Source organism: Shimia sp. FJ5 (assembly GCF_032918335.1).
Taxonomy (GTDB): Bacteria; Pseudomonadota; Alphaproteobacteria; order Rhodobacterales; family Rhodobacteraceae; genus Shimia; species Shimia aestuarii_A.
The window spans coordinates 775446-791439 of the sequence record NZ_JAWJUV010000002.1; the positions used below are offsets into that span (position 1 = coordinate 775446).

At 61.6% G+C, this 15994-nt stretch carries 20 protein-coding genes; 12 read left to right on the forward strand and 8 right to left on the reverse strand.

The features are described 5' to 3' along the window. The first annotated feature begins 8 nt into the window (after nt 1-8). Nucleotides 9-1565, forward strand: coding sequence for a trimethylamine methyltransferase family protein (locus tag R1W01_RS10225; protein WP_297758759.1), 1557 nt, complete (start codon nt 9-11; stop codon nt 1563-1565). 184 nt (nt 1566-1749) lie between these two features. After that, entirely contained in the window at nt 1750-1953 is a 204-nt protein-coding gene (locus R1W01_RS10230; RefSeq protein ID WP_317275221.1) for a hypothetical protein, read from the forward strand. 108 nt (nt 1954-2061) lie between these two features. On the opposite strand, the gene R1W01_RS10235 is transcribed toward R1W01_RS10230, so the two are convergent. From R1W01_RS10235 to R1W01_RS10250, 4 genes are read right to left on the reverse strand one after another with little or no spacing between them, the layout of a single operon-like run. Next, on the reverse strand, nt 2062-3402 hold the full coding sequence (locus tag R1W01_RS10235) for an NAD(P)/FAD-dependent oxidoreductase (RefSeq protein WP_297755561.1): 1341 nt from the start codon (nt 3400-3402) through the stop codon (nt 2062-2064). Beyond that, entirely contained in the window at nt 3399-4895 is a 1497-nt protein-coding gene (locus R1W01_RS10240) for an aldehyde dehydrogenase (RefSeq protein ID WP_297755558.1), read from the reverse strand. The genes R1W01_RS10235 and R1W01_RS10240 overlap by 4 nt, the downstream gene beginning before the upstream one ends. Beyond that, on the reverse strand, nt 4892-5827 hold the full coding sequence (locus R1W01_RS10245) for a dihydrodipicolinate synthase family protein (RefSeq protein ID WP_297755556.1): 936 nt from the start codon (nt 5825-5827) through the stop codon (nt 4892-4894). Before R1W01_RS10245 ends, R1W01_RS10240 begins: the two co-directional genes overlap by 4 nt. After that, entirely contained in the window at nt 5824-6546 is a 723-nt protein-coding gene (locus R1W01_RS10250) for a GntR family transcriptional regulator (protein WP_297755553.1), read from the reverse strand. The genes R1W01_RS10245 and R1W01_RS10250 overlap by 4 nt, the downstream gene beginning before the upstream one ends. A gap of 281 nt (nt 6547-6827) precedes the next feature. Here R1W01_RS10250 and R1W01_RS10255 point away from each other — a divergent pair, with 281 nt between their 5' ends. After that, complete coding sequence (locus R1W01_RS10255; RefSeq protein WP_243612536.1) at nt 6828-7781, forward strand: GlxA family transcriptional regulator; 954 nt, start codon at nt 6828-6830, stop codon at nt 7779-7781. 15 nt (nt 7782-7796) lie between these two features. On the opposite strand, the gene R1W01_RS10260 is transcribed toward R1W01_RS10255, so the two are convergent. Beyond that, nucleotides 7797-9218 (reverse strand): MFS transporter, encoded by a 1422-nt coding sequence (locus R1W01_RS10260; RefSeq protein WP_297755548.1) that lies wholly within the window; start codon nt 9216-9218, stop codon nt 7797-7799. 68 nt (nt 9219-9286) lie between these two features. Between R1W01_RS10260 and R1W01_RS10265 the strand changes: the two genes are divergently transcribed. Continuing rightward, nucleotides 9287-9712: a helix-turn-helix domain-containing protein gene (locus R1W01_RS10265; RefSeq protein ID WP_243612534.1), complete on the forward strand. Its 426-nt coding sequence runs from the start codon at nt 9287-9289 to the stop codon at nt 9710-9712. On the opposite strand, the gene R1W01_RS10270 is transcribed toward R1W01_RS10265, so the two are convergent. Next, complete coding sequence (locus R1W01_RS10270) at nt 9709-10332, reverse strand: hypothetical protein (RefSeq protein ID WP_317275222.1); 624 nt, start codon at nt 10330-10332, stop codon at nt 9709-9711. The two genes, R1W01_RS10265 and R1W01_RS10270, sit on opposite strands and share 4 nt — an antisense overlap. A gap of 314 nt (nt 10333-10646) precedes the next feature. On the opposite strand from R1W01_RS10270, the gene R1W01_RS10275 reads away from it, so the two are divergent. The 8 genes from R1W01_RS10275 to R1W01_RS10310 all read left to right on the forward strand — a co-directional run bounded on the left by R1W01_RS10275 (nt 10647) and on the right by R1W01_RS10310 (nt 13710). Then, complete coding sequence (locus R1W01_RS10275) at nt 10647-11348, forward strand: M48 family metalloprotease (RefSeq protein ID WP_411028157.1); 702 nt, start codon at nt 10647-10649, stop codon at nt 11346-11348. A gap of 5 nt (nt 11349-11353) precedes the next feature. After that, a complete protein-coding gene (locus R1W01_RS10280; protein ID WP_317275223.1) occupies nt 11354-11710 on the forward strand; it encodes a YigZ family protein in 357 nt (118 codons plus the stop codon). 100 nt (nt 11711-11810) lie between these two features. Continuing rightward, nucleotides 11811-12074: a DUF6455 family protein gene (locus R1W01_RS10285; protein ID WP_297755541.1), complete on the forward strand. Its 264-nt coding sequence runs from the start codon at nt 11811-11813 to the stop codon at nt 12072-12074. Continuing rightward, nucleotides 12071-12349: a DUF6455 family protein gene (locus R1W01_RS10290; RefSeq protein WP_297755538.1), complete on the forward strand. Its 279-nt coding sequence runs from the start codon at nt 12071-12073 to the stop codon at nt 12347-12349. Before R1W01_RS10285 ends, R1W01_RS10290 begins: the two co-directional genes overlap by 4 nt. Beyond that, on the forward strand, nt 12346-12624 hold the full coding sequence (locus R1W01_RS10295; protein WP_243612529.1) for a DUF6455 family protein: 279 nt from the start codon (nt 12346-12348) through the stop codon (nt 12622-12624). Before R1W01_RS10290 ends, R1W01_RS10295 begins: the two co-directional genes overlap by 4 nt. Nucleotides 12625-12639: 15 nt before the next feature. After that, complete coding sequence (locus tag R1W01_RS10300; protein ID WP_297755534.1) at nt 12640-12897, forward strand: DUF6455 family protein; 258 nt, start codon at nt 12640-12642, stop codon at nt 12895-12897. 54 nt (nt 12898-12951) lie between these two features. Beyond that, a complete protein-coding gene (locus R1W01_RS10305; protein ID WP_297755531.1) occupies nt 12952-13299 on the forward strand; it encodes a diacylglycerol kinase in 348 nt (115 codons plus the stop codon). A gap of 51 nt (nt 13300-13350) precedes the next feature. Beyond that, nucleotides 13351-13710, forward strand: coding sequence for a diacylglycerol kinase (locus tag R1W01_RS10310; protein ID WP_297755528.1), 360 nt, complete (start codon nt 13351-13353; stop codon nt 13708-13710). A 154-nt stretch (nt 13711-13864) separates the two neighbouring features. On the opposite strand, the gene R1W01_RS10315 is transcribed toward R1W01_RS10310, so the two are convergent. Both R1W01_RS10315 and rimO read right to left on the reverse strand, forming a co-directional pair. Further along, nucleotides 13865-14506 carry a DUF4145 domain-containing protein gene (locus tag R1W01_RS10315; protein ID WP_297755525.1) on the reverse strand — a complete coding sequence of 214 codons (642 nt, stop codon included), beginning with the start codon at nt 14504-14506 and terminating at the stop codon, nt 13865-13867. A gap of 80 nt (nt 14507-14586) precedes the next feature. After that, nucleotides 14587-15969: a 30S ribosomal protein S12 methylthiotransferase RimO gene (rimO, locus tag R1W01_RS10320; RefSeq protein WP_297755522.1), complete on the reverse strand. Its 1383-nt coding sequence runs from the start codon at nt 15967-15969 to the stop codon at nt 14587-14589. Nucleotides 15970-15994 lie beyond the last annotated feature (25 nt).

Sequence of the window (15994 nt, forward strand, 5' to 3'; positions counted from 1 at the left end):
GACTGGATATGACCGACACTTTGGCCCGACCCCGCGCGCGTTCCGGCGGACGCTCGGCACGCCGGACGCTTCGCACCACCCGGGATTTCACCATGCTGCCCGGCCTGACCCGGGCCATTCCGCTTTGCGAGGTGATGGACGGCGCACAGGTCGAGAAGATCGACGCCGCCTCGATGGATATCCTCGAAAACGTGGGCGTGGTGTTTCGCGATCCGATTGCGCTGGAAGACTGGAAGCAAGCTGGTGCAAAGGTAGAGGGTGAGCGGGTCTATCTCGACCGCGGGTTGGTGCGCGACCTGATTGCGACGATCCCGTCGGACTTTACCTATTCGGCGCGCAATCCGGCCAAGAACGTGCGCCTTGGGGGGCCGCATTCGATCTTTGTTCCGATGACCGGTGCGCCCTTTCTGCGCGATCTGGACGATGTGCGCCGCAACCCGACGCTTGACGATCTCGCGATGTTCCACAAGCTCGCGCATATGATGCCCGCATTGCATTCCTCGGCGCACCATATTGTCGAGCCCTATGACCATCCGATCAGCCAGCGGCATCTGCGCATCACCTATTCGTCGATGAAGCATTCCGACAAGACCTTTATGGCGATGACCACCAGTCCGAAGAACGCCGAGGATGTGATGGCCATGTGCGCCATCCTGTTTGGCGAGGACTTCATGGAGCAGAATCCGGTCACCACGGGGAACTGTAACGGCAATTCGCCTTTGGTCTGGGACGAAACGATGCTGGGCGCCATGCGGGCGCTGTGCAAACGCAATCAGCCGGTCTTGTGCTCGCCTTTCGTGCTTGGCGGGGCGAACACGCCCGCGTCGGTCCCGGCGTCGGTTGCGCAGTTGAATGCCGAAGCGTTGAGCGCGCTGGCCTATACGCAGGTGATCCGTCGCGGTTGTCCGGCGATCTATGGCCACTATCTTTCGACGGTCTCGATGAAATCCGGTGCGCCGATGGCAGGCACGCCCGAGATCAGCCTGATGAACTTTATGATCGGCCAGATGGCGCGGCACTACGGGGTGCCGTGGCGAACCTCGAACACTTTGGGCGGGGCGAAGACCTTTGACGCGCAGGCGGGCTATGAATCGGCCACGACACTGTCGGCGGTCCTGCATGCGGGCGCGAATTACATCTGGCATAGTGCCGGGTGGAACGAAGCCGGGATGCATTGTTCCGTGGCCAAGTTCGTGGTCGATGCAGAGCAGTGCGCCATGGGCCACCGCATGGCCCAAGGGCCGCAATGGGGCGATTTCGACCAAGCGCTTTCTGCGGTGCCAGATGTGGGGCCGGGGGGGCATTACCTTGGCCACCCGCACACGCAGGACAATTTCCAGACGGCCTTCTTCATGCCCGAGCTGTTTGACAACAACTCAATCGAGCAATGGGTTGCGGAAGGGTCGAAAGAGATCACCCAGCGCGCGCTCGAGCACGCCCGCAAGCTCTTGTCCGAGTATCAGGAGCCGAAGCTTGATGTGGCGAAGGACGAAGAACTGCGGGACTTCATCGCGCGTCGCGAACGGGAAATCCCAGCGGCTGATGAACTCAACCAGGATTATTGATAAGGACAGCTTTGCGGGACATAGCTGACTTTATAGGTGTCAGTCTGGTTTGGTGCGAGCGGCCCTGAACTGCCGTTGAAGCATTGCACAGCCAATGGCAGGTTTGAGCCCATTGCTGCAATGATTTTGGTCCTATAGCCTTCAAATTTTAACATATCGAGGTCGTGCGATGGAAAACTTGGCTATGGCTCTTGCACTTGCAGTGAAACACATTGAGACGCGCGAAGTTGAATCGGATTATGACAACGATATTAGCGTCTTGGAAGACATTGCGGCTCATCTACAGATAGCTGGCCGTAACTCACAGATTGCTGTCGCAGATGCGTTTAAGAAGCTTAAAGCGCCAGAGCTTATTGAAGGAATTGGCCTACAAATGAACGACGGCTAAGTCCCGCAAAGCAGACCCTGGTTCACAAAGCAGCGAACGCCCACTCCCCGCCCACATTCCCAACGCTGTGGCCGCGCGATGGGTCGCCTTTGACCTCAAGGCTGCTGTTCACTCCGCCCGTGCTGTCCATTCTTTCCAGCGCAGAACGGCGTTGGCGCCGAGTTGTTGGAAGGGCTGTGGGGGGAGGCGTTTGGGCTTTGCTTCGGCGGTGAAGTGGCGGGTGATGGGGCTTTGCACGCCGCAGGCGAGCTCTGCCGCGCCGATCCCGGTCAACGTCCCGCGCGCGGTGCCGAGGCCGTTTTGCACGCAGCCGGAATAGAGGCCGTCGTCCAATTGGCGCATCACCGACACGCCGTTCAGCGTCAGGCAGAGATGGCCGGCCCAGGCGTGTTGCATTTTCATTCCGGCGAGTTTGGGGAAGCGGGTGTCGAATTTCTTCTGCATCACGCGCGCTGCTCGTGCGACATGGCCGGGGCCGACGCGCCGTCCGGGGGCCAAGGTCGCGCAGGTGCGGGTGACGATGCGGTTGCCGCCTTGGCCGGTATCAATGCGCCGCACGGTTGTTCCCATCGGGTCTGAAGGGGTGATGCCCCAGCGGTCTTGTCCGCCGAGCTTTGCCAAGGCGTCTTGGTCGAGCTCTGGGGTCATCACGGCATAGAGGAAAAGCTGCATCAGCCGGCCTTTCTCAAAGCCGAAGCTTTCCAGATGGCCGTTTACGGTCAGGATGACACGGCCAGCGCTGATCTCGCCGGAGCGGGTTGTCACCTTCCAGGCCTGCCCTTCGCGGGTGAGGGAGAGGACGGCGCTGTTTTCGTGGATGGTCACCGCGTCGCGTGCCAGCCCTGCCGCCAGCCCGCGGATATATCCGGCGGGTTGCAGCATCACGGTGCCGGGTGTGTAGAGCCCGGATTGGTAGTGATGCGAACCTGTCAGCGCGGCCATCGCCTTGGCGTCCAGCATTTCGGAGGCTTCCCCGAGCGAGGCAAGGTGGCGCGCGTAGCTTTCGTTGTGGGCATGTGCCGTCGCGCTTGCCGCGCCATTCACCTTGCCCGCGCGATCGAAATAGTTGGGGTCTATCTGATACTCGTCCACCGCTTGCGCCGCGAAGGCGATGGCGTCGCGGTTGAGGCCGATCATTGCCCGGTCGTCGCCAGCTCCGGCATAGTCGTCCGAGGTCAACTCGTGCGGGAGATCGATCATGAAGCCCGAGTTCCGACCCGCCGAGCCTTCGGCGATGCGGCTGGCGTCGAGCAGGACGATTTTTGCCTCGGGCTCGATCTGGCGGACGCGGCGGGCGGCAGAGAGCCCGGCAAACCCGGCGCCGATTACGACGACGTCGGCGGTCTGGGCCCCTTGCAGCGGGGCGTAGTCGGGGGCGCGCCCGAGTATGGCATTCCATGCTGCCGGCCCCGGAAGGGCCGACAGCTTATCGGTTTGGAGGTGGGTCAATTCACGGCCTCGTCCGCGTCGTCGGCCAGATCGAGCCAGATCGTCTTGAGCTGGGTGTACTGGTCATGCGCGTGGATGCCGTTGTCGCGCCCGCCAAAGCCGCTTGCCTTGAAGCCGCCGAACGGCGTCGAGATATCGCCCTCGCCAAAGCTGTTCATGGTCACGGTTCCGGCGCGGATGGCGCGGGCGCCACGGATCGCGCGCTTGATATTCGCGGTGAAGATCGAGGCGGCCAAGCCGTATTCGGTCGCGTTGGCCAGTGCGATGGCTTCGTCGAAGTTTTCAACGGTCAAGACAGACAGGACCGGGCCGAAGATCTCTTCGCGGGCCTGCGGCGCGTCGGCGGCGACATCGAGAATGGTCGGTTCGACAAAGCCGTCTTTCGCGGTGCCGCCCATGACAACCTTCGGCCCTTTGCCAAGATAGGAACAGACCTTGTTGAAATGCTCTTGCGACACCAGGGCGCCGACGCGGTTCAGCGGGTCGAGCGGATCGCCCATGGGCCATTCGCGGGCATGGGCTTTGATGCGTTCGAGCAATGCGTCCTTCACACCTTGTTGCACGATCAGTCGCGAGGAGGCCGAGCAGTTCTCGCCCATGTTCCAGAAGGCACCGTTGACGATATGCGCCGCCACCCGGTCGAGGTTCTCGGCGTCGTCCAGCACCACGGCCGGGTTCTTGCCGCCCATCTCGAGCGTGACTTCCTTGAGGTTGCTTTCGGCGGCATAGCGCAGGAAGCGCCGTCCGGTTTCGGTCGAACCGGTGAAGCTAAGCGCGTCAACATCCATGTGGCGGCCCAAGGGTTCTCCCACATCCGGGCCCGATCCGGGCAATACGTTGAAGACACCCGGCGGGACACCGGCTTCCATCGCCAGTTCGGCAACGCGCAGGGCCGTCAGTGACGTCTCTTCGGCGGGCTTGACGATCACCGAACACCCCGCGGCCAGGGCCGGGCCGATCTTCCACGCCAGCATGAGGAGCGGGAAGTTCCATGGCAGGACAAGGCCGACGACACCGACGGGTTCACGCACGACCATGGAGATGTGATCGTCTGAGGCCGGGCTGACCTGATCATAGATCTTGTCGATCAACTCGGCGTGCCATTTCAGGCAGTGGATGGTTTCCGGGATATCGACGGTTTCGCAATCGTAGATCGTCTTGCCGCTGTCGAGGCTTTCCATGACCGCGAGTTCACGGGCGTTGCGCGTCATCAGCTTTGCCAGCTTGATCAGCACGTCTTTGCGCTCGGAAGGGTGCAGGCGGGACCAGCGGCCATCTTCGAAGGCATCGCGGGCTTTCTGCACGGCGAAATCCACGTCTTCGCCACCACATGCGGCGAGTTTGGCCAGGACTTCCCCTGTCGCCGGGTTGATCGTGTCAAAGGTCTTGCCGCTTTGGGCCGGACGGAAGCTTCCGTCGACAAAGGCCTGTGTGGGCAGGGTCAGACCTGCCGCGATGGCTTTGTATTCTTCGGTTGTCAAAAGGTCGCTCATGCCGCTGCCTCCGCCTGTGTGCCGGGTTTCGACCCTGCTTCGATGCCTGCCACCGTGCGTTTCAGCACACGGACCACTTGTTCCAATTGCCGTTTGTCATCCTTGTTGAGGGGGCGCAGCGGCGGGCGCGGAGGACCGGCGTAGTTGCCCATCATTTCGCAGCCATGTTTGACGCATTGGATGAACTTGCCGCCCTGTTCGAGGACGCGCATCAGAGGCATCATCGCCGACATGATCCGACGGCCCTTGTCGAAGTCGCCTTCGACGCGGCAGGCGTTCCACAGCGCGACATGCTCTTTGGGCAGGAAGTTCGAGCCGGCGCAGACCCAGCTTTTTGCGCCCCATGCGAAGAATTCGAGGGCTTGGTCGTCCATGCCGCAGGACATCTGGATATGCGGGTAGTCCCGTGCCAGAAGGTGCACTCGGTTGATATCGCCCGAGCTTTCCTTGATCGCGCAGAAGTTGCGGCTACGGCCGACGCGGTCGAGAAACTCTTCGCCCATGTCGATCCCCATACGGCCGGGGTAGTTGTAGAGCATGATCGGCAGGTCCGCGGCGCGGTCAATGGCAAGCGCATTGAGGGCGTTCTCGCGTTCTGTCGGAACGGAATAGGGCGGCGAACCGACCAGAAGCGCAGAGGCGCCGATCTTGGCCGCGTGTTCCGCCATCGCGATGGATTCCGAGAGCCGGATCGACACGGTGCCGACAATCACCGGCAGGCGGTCTCCGACCACGTCTTTGACGTAGCTTGCCACGTCCATCCGTTCTTCGAGGCTCTGGGCGTAATATTCCCCGGTCGAGCCGCCGTTGATCAGACCATGGACGCCGGAGTCGATCAGATACTCGATCTGTGCCGCCAAGGCGTCACGGTCGATGCGGCCATCATCGCGGTGCGGCGTGATAACAGGGGTATAGATGCCATCGAATTTCATGAGGCTCCTTTCAGAGTTGGTTCCCCGGGCGCGCGGCCAAGGGGGATTTGGATGCCGACCGGGGTCACGAAGCTTTCGATCTCGGCGCGCGAGAGTTCCCAGTGGTCGAGGGCCAGTTGGGCCGAGCCTTCGACATCGCCTTTTTCGATCAACTCGATGATTTGATCGTGCTGATCGGCCGCGATGCTGCGCTGCTCTGCCATGGATTTGTTGCGGGGGTTGTAGAAAGACATAGCGATACGGGTGTGGTCGATCAGCAGACGCCGCAGGCTTGGTGTCAGGAATTCATTGTCGGCCATCTCGCCGATGACGGCGTGAAAGCGCTGGTTCATCAAGGCGCGTTCGGCGGTGTTGCCATCGCGGATCGCTTTGCGGAACAGGGTCTGGGTGTCCTTCAGGCGCATGATCTGGGCCTTGGTGGCATGTTCGGCGGCCAATCGGGACACTGCCGCATAGAGCATCGGCGCTGCCATGAAGAAATTGCGCAAGGTCTTGTGCGTCATGGGCGAAACCTGAGCGCCGCGGTTCTTGTGCAGGACCACATAGCCCTCGCCAGCGAGCTGGTTCAGCACTTCGCGCAGGGGCGGGCGGGAGATCTCGTAGGCCTCTGCGATTTCGGCTTCTTCCAGATAGCTTCCCGGTTCGAAGTCCTGCGTCAGGATGCGACGGCGCAGATCTTCGACACAGGTCGCTTTTTTGCTGATTGTTTTTTGGCTCATGAATCTGTCTCCGACGCCGCGCGTGCGAATCTTTGCGTGTCATTGTGTTTTGTGAGATGTTGTGTAGAACAGGAAAATACATATTGTCTACAATAAAGGTCCGAGCGATCTGTAGAAGGCAGGGAGAGACCCATGAGACCGCATTCCAGAACGACGCTTTTTTGCGGGCAGAGGGCTTGGACAAGTCCGGCACACTGCGCAGAGACCGCGCAAAGGCCAACCTGTGACACGTCGCTGGGCGGCCCCTTGGGGGCGTTCGGCTTTCTTGAGAGGTGATCGCAATGTCCGCTTCGCAGCATATCGTCTTTGCGCTTGTCGAGGACTTTACCCACATGGCCTTTGCCTGCGCGGTCGATCCGCTGCGGATTGCCAACCTGATCTCGGGCGAGACGCTCTACCACTGGTCTTATGCGTCGCTTGATGGCGAGACGGCGAAGAGCTCGGACAACACAAGGTTTGACGTTCAACACAGGTTTGACGCGTTGCCGGAATGCGACCGGGTTTTCGTGCTTTCGGGGATCGGGATGCAGTCGAAGGACCACTCGGTTCTATTGCGCGCGTTGCGGCGCAAGGCGCGGTTGACCAACACCAGTATCGGCGCGCTGTGTTCCGGGAGCTGGGTCTTGGCGATCGGTGGGTTTCTGAACGGGCGGGACGCGTCTATTCACTGGGAATTCCACGACAGTTTCATGGAGAAGTTTCCGGAGGTGAATCTGTTGCGGAATGTCTTTGTCGCGGATGCCAAACATCCGACGGCTTCGGGCGGGACGGCGACGGCCGATCTCATGCTGCACTTGATTGCGCAGGATCATGGCCGAGACCTGTCGGTCGCTGTGGCCGATCAGATGGTCTATAACGCAGTGCGCGAAGCGACGGCGGCGCAGAAGGTTTCGCTTCAGTCGCGCAACGGGATGCGCAACCCGCATATGGCCGCCGCCATCGCCCGCATGGAGCAGCATCTCGAAGACCCGATTTCGCCCGCTGTAATCGCGGCGGAGCTTGGGATATCCGTCCGGCAGCTTGAGCGGCTCTTTGGCAAGTATCTCAACTCTTCACCGAAGAAATATTACATGGAGATGCGGCTAGAGCGCGCGCGGCACCTTCTTGTACAGACGGAGATGTCGATCATTGACGTGGCCCTTGCTTGTGGGTTCGAGAGTCCGGGGCATTTCTCGCGGGTCTATCGCACGGCTTTCGGCTGCACCCCGATGATGCAGCGCGGGCAGTTGAGCTAGTCCAGGGCGGGTGGCTCAGTGGGTTTGCCGAGGCGCGGCGGCGGGGCGCTCTCCGAGGTGGCTTAGGCTGGCGAGGGCCAGAGTGAACAGGGCGAGCAGGGCTGCGCAGCCAAAGGTCATCGAGAAGGCATGGGCGATCTGCTGCGCGGGGGCATGTGTCACGTCGCCAGTGCCGAGGACGGCGACGAACAGAGACGACATGGCGGAAGCCCCGGTCATCAGGCCAAGGTTGCGCGATAGGCCGAGCAAGCCAGAGAGGCGGCCGCGCTGTGCCATCGAGGCGCCGGACATGACGGCGGTGTTGTTGGCGGCGAGGAACATCTGGAACGCAGGCGTCAGAGCGATGAGCGCGGCGATATAGCCGTAGACGCCGAAGACCCTTGGCAAGATTGCCAGTGCCAGAAGCCCAAGGATGGTCTGCACGAGGCCCAAGATCATCACCCGCCGCGCGCCGAGCCGATCCGTGAGTCGCCCGGCCGGAACGCCGGCCGCCGCGGCGACGGCGGGCCCGACTGCCAGCACGAGGCCGACCTGCGCCTCGCTTAGGCCCAACGAGAAGGCGAGGAAGAAAGGGCCGACGACCAGCGTCGACATCATCACCGTGCCGATGGCGAGGTTCATCGCAAAGCCGAGGCCGGTGGCCCGGTCGCGCAGCAAGGCCATGGGGACGAGCGGTGCGCGGGCGCGGGTTTCAACGATCACGAAGAGCGCGAAGGCGGCAATGGCGGCGGGGATGAGGAGGGTCGGCGAGACCGAAAGGCCTTGGGCGCCGCCGCTTGTTGCAAGGGCATAGGCGGCGAGAGCCAACATCAGCACGAGGCTTCCTGGCAGATCGAGTTCGCCGAGCGCGACGGGTTCGCGTTTGGGGTCGCGTGCGATCACGCCGATGGCGAGGGCCAGCGTTACCGCCGCCACCCCGGCAAGGAGCCAGAACGCCATGCGCCAATCCCCCCATGTCAGGAGCAAACCGCCGAGAGACGGCCCGAGCGCGGTTCCGAGCGCCGATGTCGTGCCCAACAAGCCCATCGCCGAACCAAGCCGTTCGGCGGGAACGGCATCACGGGCCAGCGACATGGGCAGGGCAATGAGGATTGCGCCGCCGAGCCCCTGCGCCGTCCGCCCCAAGAGAAGGACCGTCAGGCTTGGCGCGAGGGCGCAGAGAACCGATGCGGCGAGGAACAGCAGGAGACCTGCGATCAGCATGCGGCGATGGCCGAACAGGTCGCCCAGTCGGCCCGCCGAGACGATGGCGATGGTCATGGACATCAGGTAGGCGAGCACGATCCACTGCGCGTCCGACATCGAGGCGGTGAAGTCGCGTGCGAGGGTGGGCAGCAGGACCGAGGCGATGCTTATGCCGAGCGATGCGGTCAGCGTTGCGGCCGTGAGCGTGCTCAGGACGGAGAGAGGGGTGTGGGCGTTCTCGTGGGTGCTCATGGGGTTCCTCTTGCGTGGAATGGCATTGAGGATGTACCCTGCCACTTGAAGTCAACTTGAGGTCAAGCATGAAACTTCTCGACATTGGAACGGTCGCAGAGCAAAGCGGTCTGCCGTCTTCGACGCTACGCTATTACGAGGAGGTCGGGCTTATTCAATCGGTCGGACGGCACGGGTTGCGACGGCAATTCGATGCGCCGGTCGTGACGCAGCTTGCGCTGATCTCGCTTGGGAAGATGGCGGGGTTCTCGCTTGAGGACATCAAGGGCATGTTTGCCAAGGACGGTACGCCGCAACTGCCGCGTGCAGAGCTACACCTGCGGGCGGATGCGTTGGACCAGCAGATTCGTGGCCTCACGCGGTTGCGCGATGCGCTTCGTCATGTCGCGGAGTGCCCGGCAGAGACCCATATGGATTGCCCGAAGTTCAAGCGTCTCATGGAATTCGCGGCGCGCAGCACGGCCAAGCGGTCAGCCGAAAGCACCCGGCGCTAAGAGGCGCGTACCGACAACAGGGCGTGTTCTTGGGACACTGCGGCGGGGCGCTGGGCCTGTTTGGAGGGCGTTGTCTTGTCGAGGGGGGCCTGTGCTGCATACCGCTCGGGGGCGAGACGGTGGCCTTCCGCCATGCAAAGGCGAAGAACCCGTGCGTGCAGGCGGTGTGTCCTGCGGGCTTCGAGCAAGAGCGCGCCACAGCCCCAAGCGCAATAGAAGAATAGGAATAGAATACCGAGAAGAACCTGGCTGCTAAAGAGAAGGCCAATTGCGGTGATCGCGAAGACAACCAATATGATATGCAGCGCGTGGCGCAGGAGCGTATGCGTTCGGTCGGTGGGCGGCAGGTCAAGCCCGGTCAGGTTGAAATACGCCTTGCGGCGGTCGTGATCGAAATGCCCGACGTAGGTTTCGTTGATCCAAACCGCCGTGATCACGTGCCCGAAGCCGAAACCGGCAGGGTCTGCGTCGGGGAGGTGTTGGGTGTTCCCTGAAGGCTCAAGAATACTGGGGTCGCTTGAAGATGGGGCAAGGGCGGCGTTTATCTTGGTCGTATGGTCCGGGGATTGGAACACGGACTGCACGACACCGGTCGAAGTGGAGAAGGTGACTCTCCTCAAAACGGCCAACCCTTAAGACAAGCGTATTCTTGATTTACCAACACTTAAGAACCATGCAAAAGAATCAGGAAAACACCCAACACATTAAAAGGTATAGATCAAAGGTGTACTAATCAACCATTGTATGTGGTGCGGGTCAGATGGTGGCAAATTGTCGGGGAGGGGCCTAATCGCGCCTCAGGGCCTTGGGGTTGTGATCGGCGTTGCGCAGGTTTGCGCACAGGTCAGGGCGGCACCGGTTTCCCACTGGACCCTTGCGCCGCGCCTTCCTAAGTTCCGGGCTAGAAGATCATCACCAAACATTGGGTGCCCCATTGCGTAAGATCGTTCAAACCGCCTTGGCCGTCAGTGCGGCTTTTGTCCTTGTCGGCTGTGTGGAACCTGCACCGCAGGCTGTGTCCAAGCCTGCCCCTTCCTATAGCGTGAGTCGGGCAGAGGCGCGGCTCTTGCCCGTGCAGCGACGGGTCGAACCGGTTGCAGAGCGCTATTGCCGGGACAGGCTTCCGGCGGGGAGCAATTGCGATTTCAACATTCGCGTCGATCCGCGCGCGGATGCACCGGCCAATGCCTATCAGAGTCTTGACCGGGCAGGGCGGCCGCAGATCGTCTTTACCGCCGCGCTGATCGCGGGGGCACGCAATGATGACGAGCTTGGCTTTGTCATGTCGCATGAGGCGGCGCATCACATCGAGGGACATCTCGGGCGCAAGCAACGCGATACCGTGACCGGGGCTGTGGTTGTGGGCGTTCTTGCCACGCTGGCGGGGGCAAGTGCCGAGACGGTCGATTCCGCCTTGGATATCGGGGCGACGGTCGGGTCGCGGGCGTATTCCAAGGATTACGAGATCGAGGCGGACCGAATGGGAACGGTGATTGCGCATCAGGCGGGCTATGATCCGGTGCGCGGGGCCGAATATTTCCGGCGTATCCCCGATCCGGGCAATGCGTTCCTTGGCACACACCCGCCGAACGCGCTTCGGATCGATGTGGTGCGCGAGACAGCGGCGGGGCTCTGACGCCCATGTTGCAGCTTGCCAATGTCCTAAGCGACCGGGGATCGAAATATGCGGTCTCGGGGGGGACGGTCGCCTCGCGCAAGGAGGCGGATGCCTTCCTGAAGACGCTCAAGCGGGACAAGAAGTTTGCCAAGGCCACGCATAACACCTGGGCCGTGCTTCTGTCGGATGGCACGCCGCTCAAGGGCGACGATGGCGAGAGCGGCGCGGGGATGGTCATCCTGCGGATGCTTGAACGCGAAGGGCTGCACGATCATGTGGTGGTGGTGACGCGTTGGTATGGGGGCGTGAAGCTTGGCGGCGATCGGTTCCGGCGGGTACAGGACTGTGTGCGGGCCTATCTCGAGGCGCGGGCGGCTTGATCGAGGTCATGAGGGCGCCCTTTGGTGGTTGACGCAGGTCAATGGGCGCAGGGCGCGGGCGTGTTAGCCTCTGACTCGATTTCAAACCGGGACGCCACCCATGACAGACCAATCCACCCTACGCCACCACGCCGCGCTCATGGATCGCGTTGCGGATCGGCATGGCATTGATCTCGAAGCGGCGGTGCTTACCGGAAGCATGACATTTGACGAGGTGTCGGAGGCGGTTCTGCGCTGCGTGGCTTGTGCGAACCCCGAGGATTGCGCGCATTGGCTCGACCGCGAGGAGGCACGGGCCGAGGCACCGCCGGTCTATTGCCGCAACCGCGCCCTGATGACCCGGCTCGCAGGAGACAGCGCATGAAACCACTTGGCGACACGAATTCCCATTTCTGGCTTGTGCAGCGCATGGCGCAGGCGACCGAGACCGATCTTGTCGCCGCGATGGCGCGGGCGGACCTCAGCAATGCGGATTGGGCCGAGATGGTGCAGAGCTGCCGAGGTTGTGATTGGACCGAGGGCTGCAAGCGGTGGCTTGCGGCCGAGGAGACCACACAGGACGGGGCCGCGCCGGGAGCCTGTATCAACCGGGAGCGGTTCCTTCGCCTGAAGGAGGCGCTTGAGGAGGTGGAGCCATGAGCAAGGTAGAGCCGCTGGGCGATCCGGCCCGGCATTTCTGGATGACGCGGAGCGTGGCGCGGGTCATGGGGCTTTCGCTCAGCGAGGCGATGGCCGAGGGGCACCTGACGCAGAAGGGCTATGCCGACCTCGTCACAAATTGCCGCCGCTGCACCCATGTGGCGGATTGCGAATACTGGCTCGCGCATCAGGCGGGGAGGGCAGATCACGCCCCCGAGGGATGCCCGCACGCAAAGCTATTCGACAGATTGAAGGATGCGGCCGGAAGGGCCTGAAACGGAGAAGATACAATGAACCTATTTCAGAAATTCGGCCAACATGCCGATTTGGTCTCGGGGATGTCGGACAAGCTTGGCGTGGATTGGGCCGAGGCGTTCGAGGCTCATCCCGATCTCGCGGCGCGCTATCGTAGCGCGGTGCTGAACTGCACGCATTGTCAGAAGACCGGCGAATGTCAGGGCTGGCAGAAGGGCCATGCCCATGCCGATCACGCGCCGGATTATTGCCTCAACAAAGGGTTTCTCGAGGATCTCGCCGCAGAGTCCTGAGCGGTTGCACCGAGAGCGCGGGCGCGGCATGCTCGGCCCGTTACGGAGGGCTGCATGTATTTCATCACGCGCACGATTGAACGGACCCGGTGGAGTGTCGCCGGGTTTCTGCATTGCTGGCGCGAGGAATATTCCTTTCGCGCCTGGGGCTATTGCAATGTCGTCTCGGCAGCGTTGGCGTTCGTCCTGCCGCTCACGGGGGGCGAACGGGCGGTGATCCTCGCGCTTGGCCTTTTGGTGATGGTGGTGGAGTTGATCAACACGGCGGTGGAACGCGCCGTCGATCATACCTCGACGGAGCAGCACCCGCTGGCGGGCCAGGCCAAGGACACGGCGAGCGCGGCGGTGATGCTCACGGCGCTGGCGGCGGGTGTGGCGTGGATCGTGGCGCTTATCTTCTAAATCCTTGATTCGCATGGGAGATCGGGGCAGAATTTTGGCCCGGAGGAGCCCATGTTGTATTTCCTGAAACGTCTGAAGTGGCGGCTTGTGTGGTCGTGGCGCGGCTGTGTCGATGCATGGCGGCATGAGCATTCGTTTCGCACATGGGTTTGGGCGAATGTCCTGTCCGCCGGGTTTGCGCTTTGGTTGCCGTTGGGCGTCGCGGAAAGGGCGTTGATTTTGGCGCTGGGCGTTTTGGTGTTGGCGGCGGAGTTGTTCAACACGGCGCTCGAGCGGGCCGTGGATCACATCTCGCTCGATAAGCACCCTTTGGCGGGACAAGCCAAGGACGCCGGAGGCGCGGCGGTCGCGGTCACGGCGATTGCGGCGGGTGTGGCTTGGGTTGTGGTGATTGTGGGGTTGGTGGGGTGAAGCGTTGCCCTCCGGGTATGTCTGCGTGGCGTCCCATCTACACGAACGCATGATGCACAGCATCATGCATCGCGCCCGACCCCGCCCCGTCACGCCACAGGCGTGCCTCCGGCACGACGCGGGCGCGATTGCGCCCACCCTCGGGATCGGGCGCTTATTTTTCTTGGTCCGACAGCTTTTCCATCAATTTCTGAAAACGCGCTTTTCGTTCTGAAAACACTTCATCAAGGAAAATTTCAAGCGCTTCATAAGCATCGAGCAAGGTATCGACCTTGATTTCATTTCCGTGACTGCCAGCGTTGACGATTGGCTTTAGGGTCTGAAGGAACTCAGCATGGCCCTCTTCGACTTCTGCAAGTGTTTTCAGTCGGTTCCCAAGCGAAACCCATTTCCCATCTTTTTCGTCCTCTATGCCGAAATATGAAAGTAGTTCTTCTAGCGCATTCCGGATAGAATTGGCGGCAAGGTTCTTGTGTGCCCAGTAGTTATCGAAGGACGCGAGAAACTCTCGCTTTATCGTGTCTGGGAGCTTCTCGGGTAAATCTATGATGTGAGGTGAGGGGACTATGAAGTGAATCTTGAAGAATTCTTCGTAGTCAGTATTTCCGTTGTGGTCATAGCAAGGTTCTATCCCGCCTCGCGCATAGGCAATATGCTCCTCTCCACAGTTTGAGTTGGCACACCGAAGCGTAACACTCAGGCGTAGTTCTACATCATCCCAATAAGACCATTCTTCCCGCTGGATAATCTGAGAGAATGCAGGGTGATATTTCTTCACTTCATCGCGTGCTACCAATGTTCCCTTTTGGCAACGGGAGCATAAGAGGTTTGGAAAGCTTGCTTCAGAAAATCCGTATTTGAGTAAGTTCCTGTCAATCAAACCAACCGCCCCCACAAATCATATTCCCCGGCTTCATCGACCTCGACCGAGACGATCTCGCCGACCGACAACCCTTCCGTCCCTTCATCAATAAACAGGTTGCCGTCGATCTCGGGGGCGTCGGCCTTGGTGCGGCAGGTGGCGATGCCGTCTTCGTCGATGTCGTCGATGATGACGTCCATGACTTGGCCCACCTTGGCGGCGAGTTTGGCCTCGGAGATGGCTTGGGCCTTTTCCATGAACCGGTCCCAGCGGTCTTGTTTGACTTCCTCGGGCACGTGATCGGGCAGCGCGTTGCTACGCGCGCCGTCGACGTTTTCGTATTGGAAGCAGCCGACGCGATCCAATTGCGCCTCGTCCATCCAGTCGAGGAGGTGTTGGAATTCCGCCTCGGTCTCGCCGGGATAGCCGACGATGAAGGTCGACCGGAGGGTGATGTCTGGGCAGGTCTCGCGCCACTTGGCGATCTCGTCGAGCGTCTTGGCTCCGGCGGCGGGGCGGGCCATGCGTTTGAGCGTATCGGGGTGGCTATGTTGGAAGGGGATGTCGAGATAGGGCAGGATGAGGCCCTCGGCCATGAGCGGGATCAGGTCGCGCACATGGGGGTAGGGGTAGACGTAGTGCAGGCGCACCCATGCTCCGAGTTGGCCGAGTTCGCGGGAGAGGTCGGTGATATGGCTGCGCACTTCGCGGTCTTTCCACGGGTGGGTGGAGTACTTGCGGTCGAGGCCATAGGCGGAGGTGTCCTGCGAGATGACGAGGAGTTCCTTCACGCCGTTCTCGACGAGCTTTTCCGCCTCGCGCAGGATGGCGTGGGCCGGGCGAGAGGCGAGTTTGCCGCGCATATCGGGGATGATGCAGAACTTGCAGGCGTGGTTGCAGCCCTCGGAAATCTTCAGGTAGCTGAAATGGCGCGGCGTGAGCGAGACGCCGGAGGCGGGCAGGAGATCGACAAACGGGTTCGGATCGGGCGGCACGGCGGAATGCACGGCGTCGAGGACCTGTTCGTATTGGTGCGGTCCGGTGACGGCGAGAACCTTGGGGTGCGCGCCGGTGATATAGTCGGGTTCCGCGCCGAGACAGCCGGTGACGATCACTTTGCCATTCTCATTGAGTGCCTCACCAATGGCCTCGAGACTCTCGGCCTTGGCGGAATCAAGAAAGCCGCAGGTGTTGACGATCACGGCATCCGCACCGGAATAGTCGGGCGAAATCCCGTAGCCCTCGGCCCGCAGGCGGGTCAGGATACGCTCGCTATCGACCAAGGCCTTGGGGCAGCCCAAGGAGACCATGCCGATGGTCGGCTGGCCGGGACGGTTGGTTTCGGAAACGCGGGCACGCGCGAGATCGGGGCGGAGGTCGGGCGGATTGCTTGACATGCGCGCTCTATAGGCGATGGGCGCG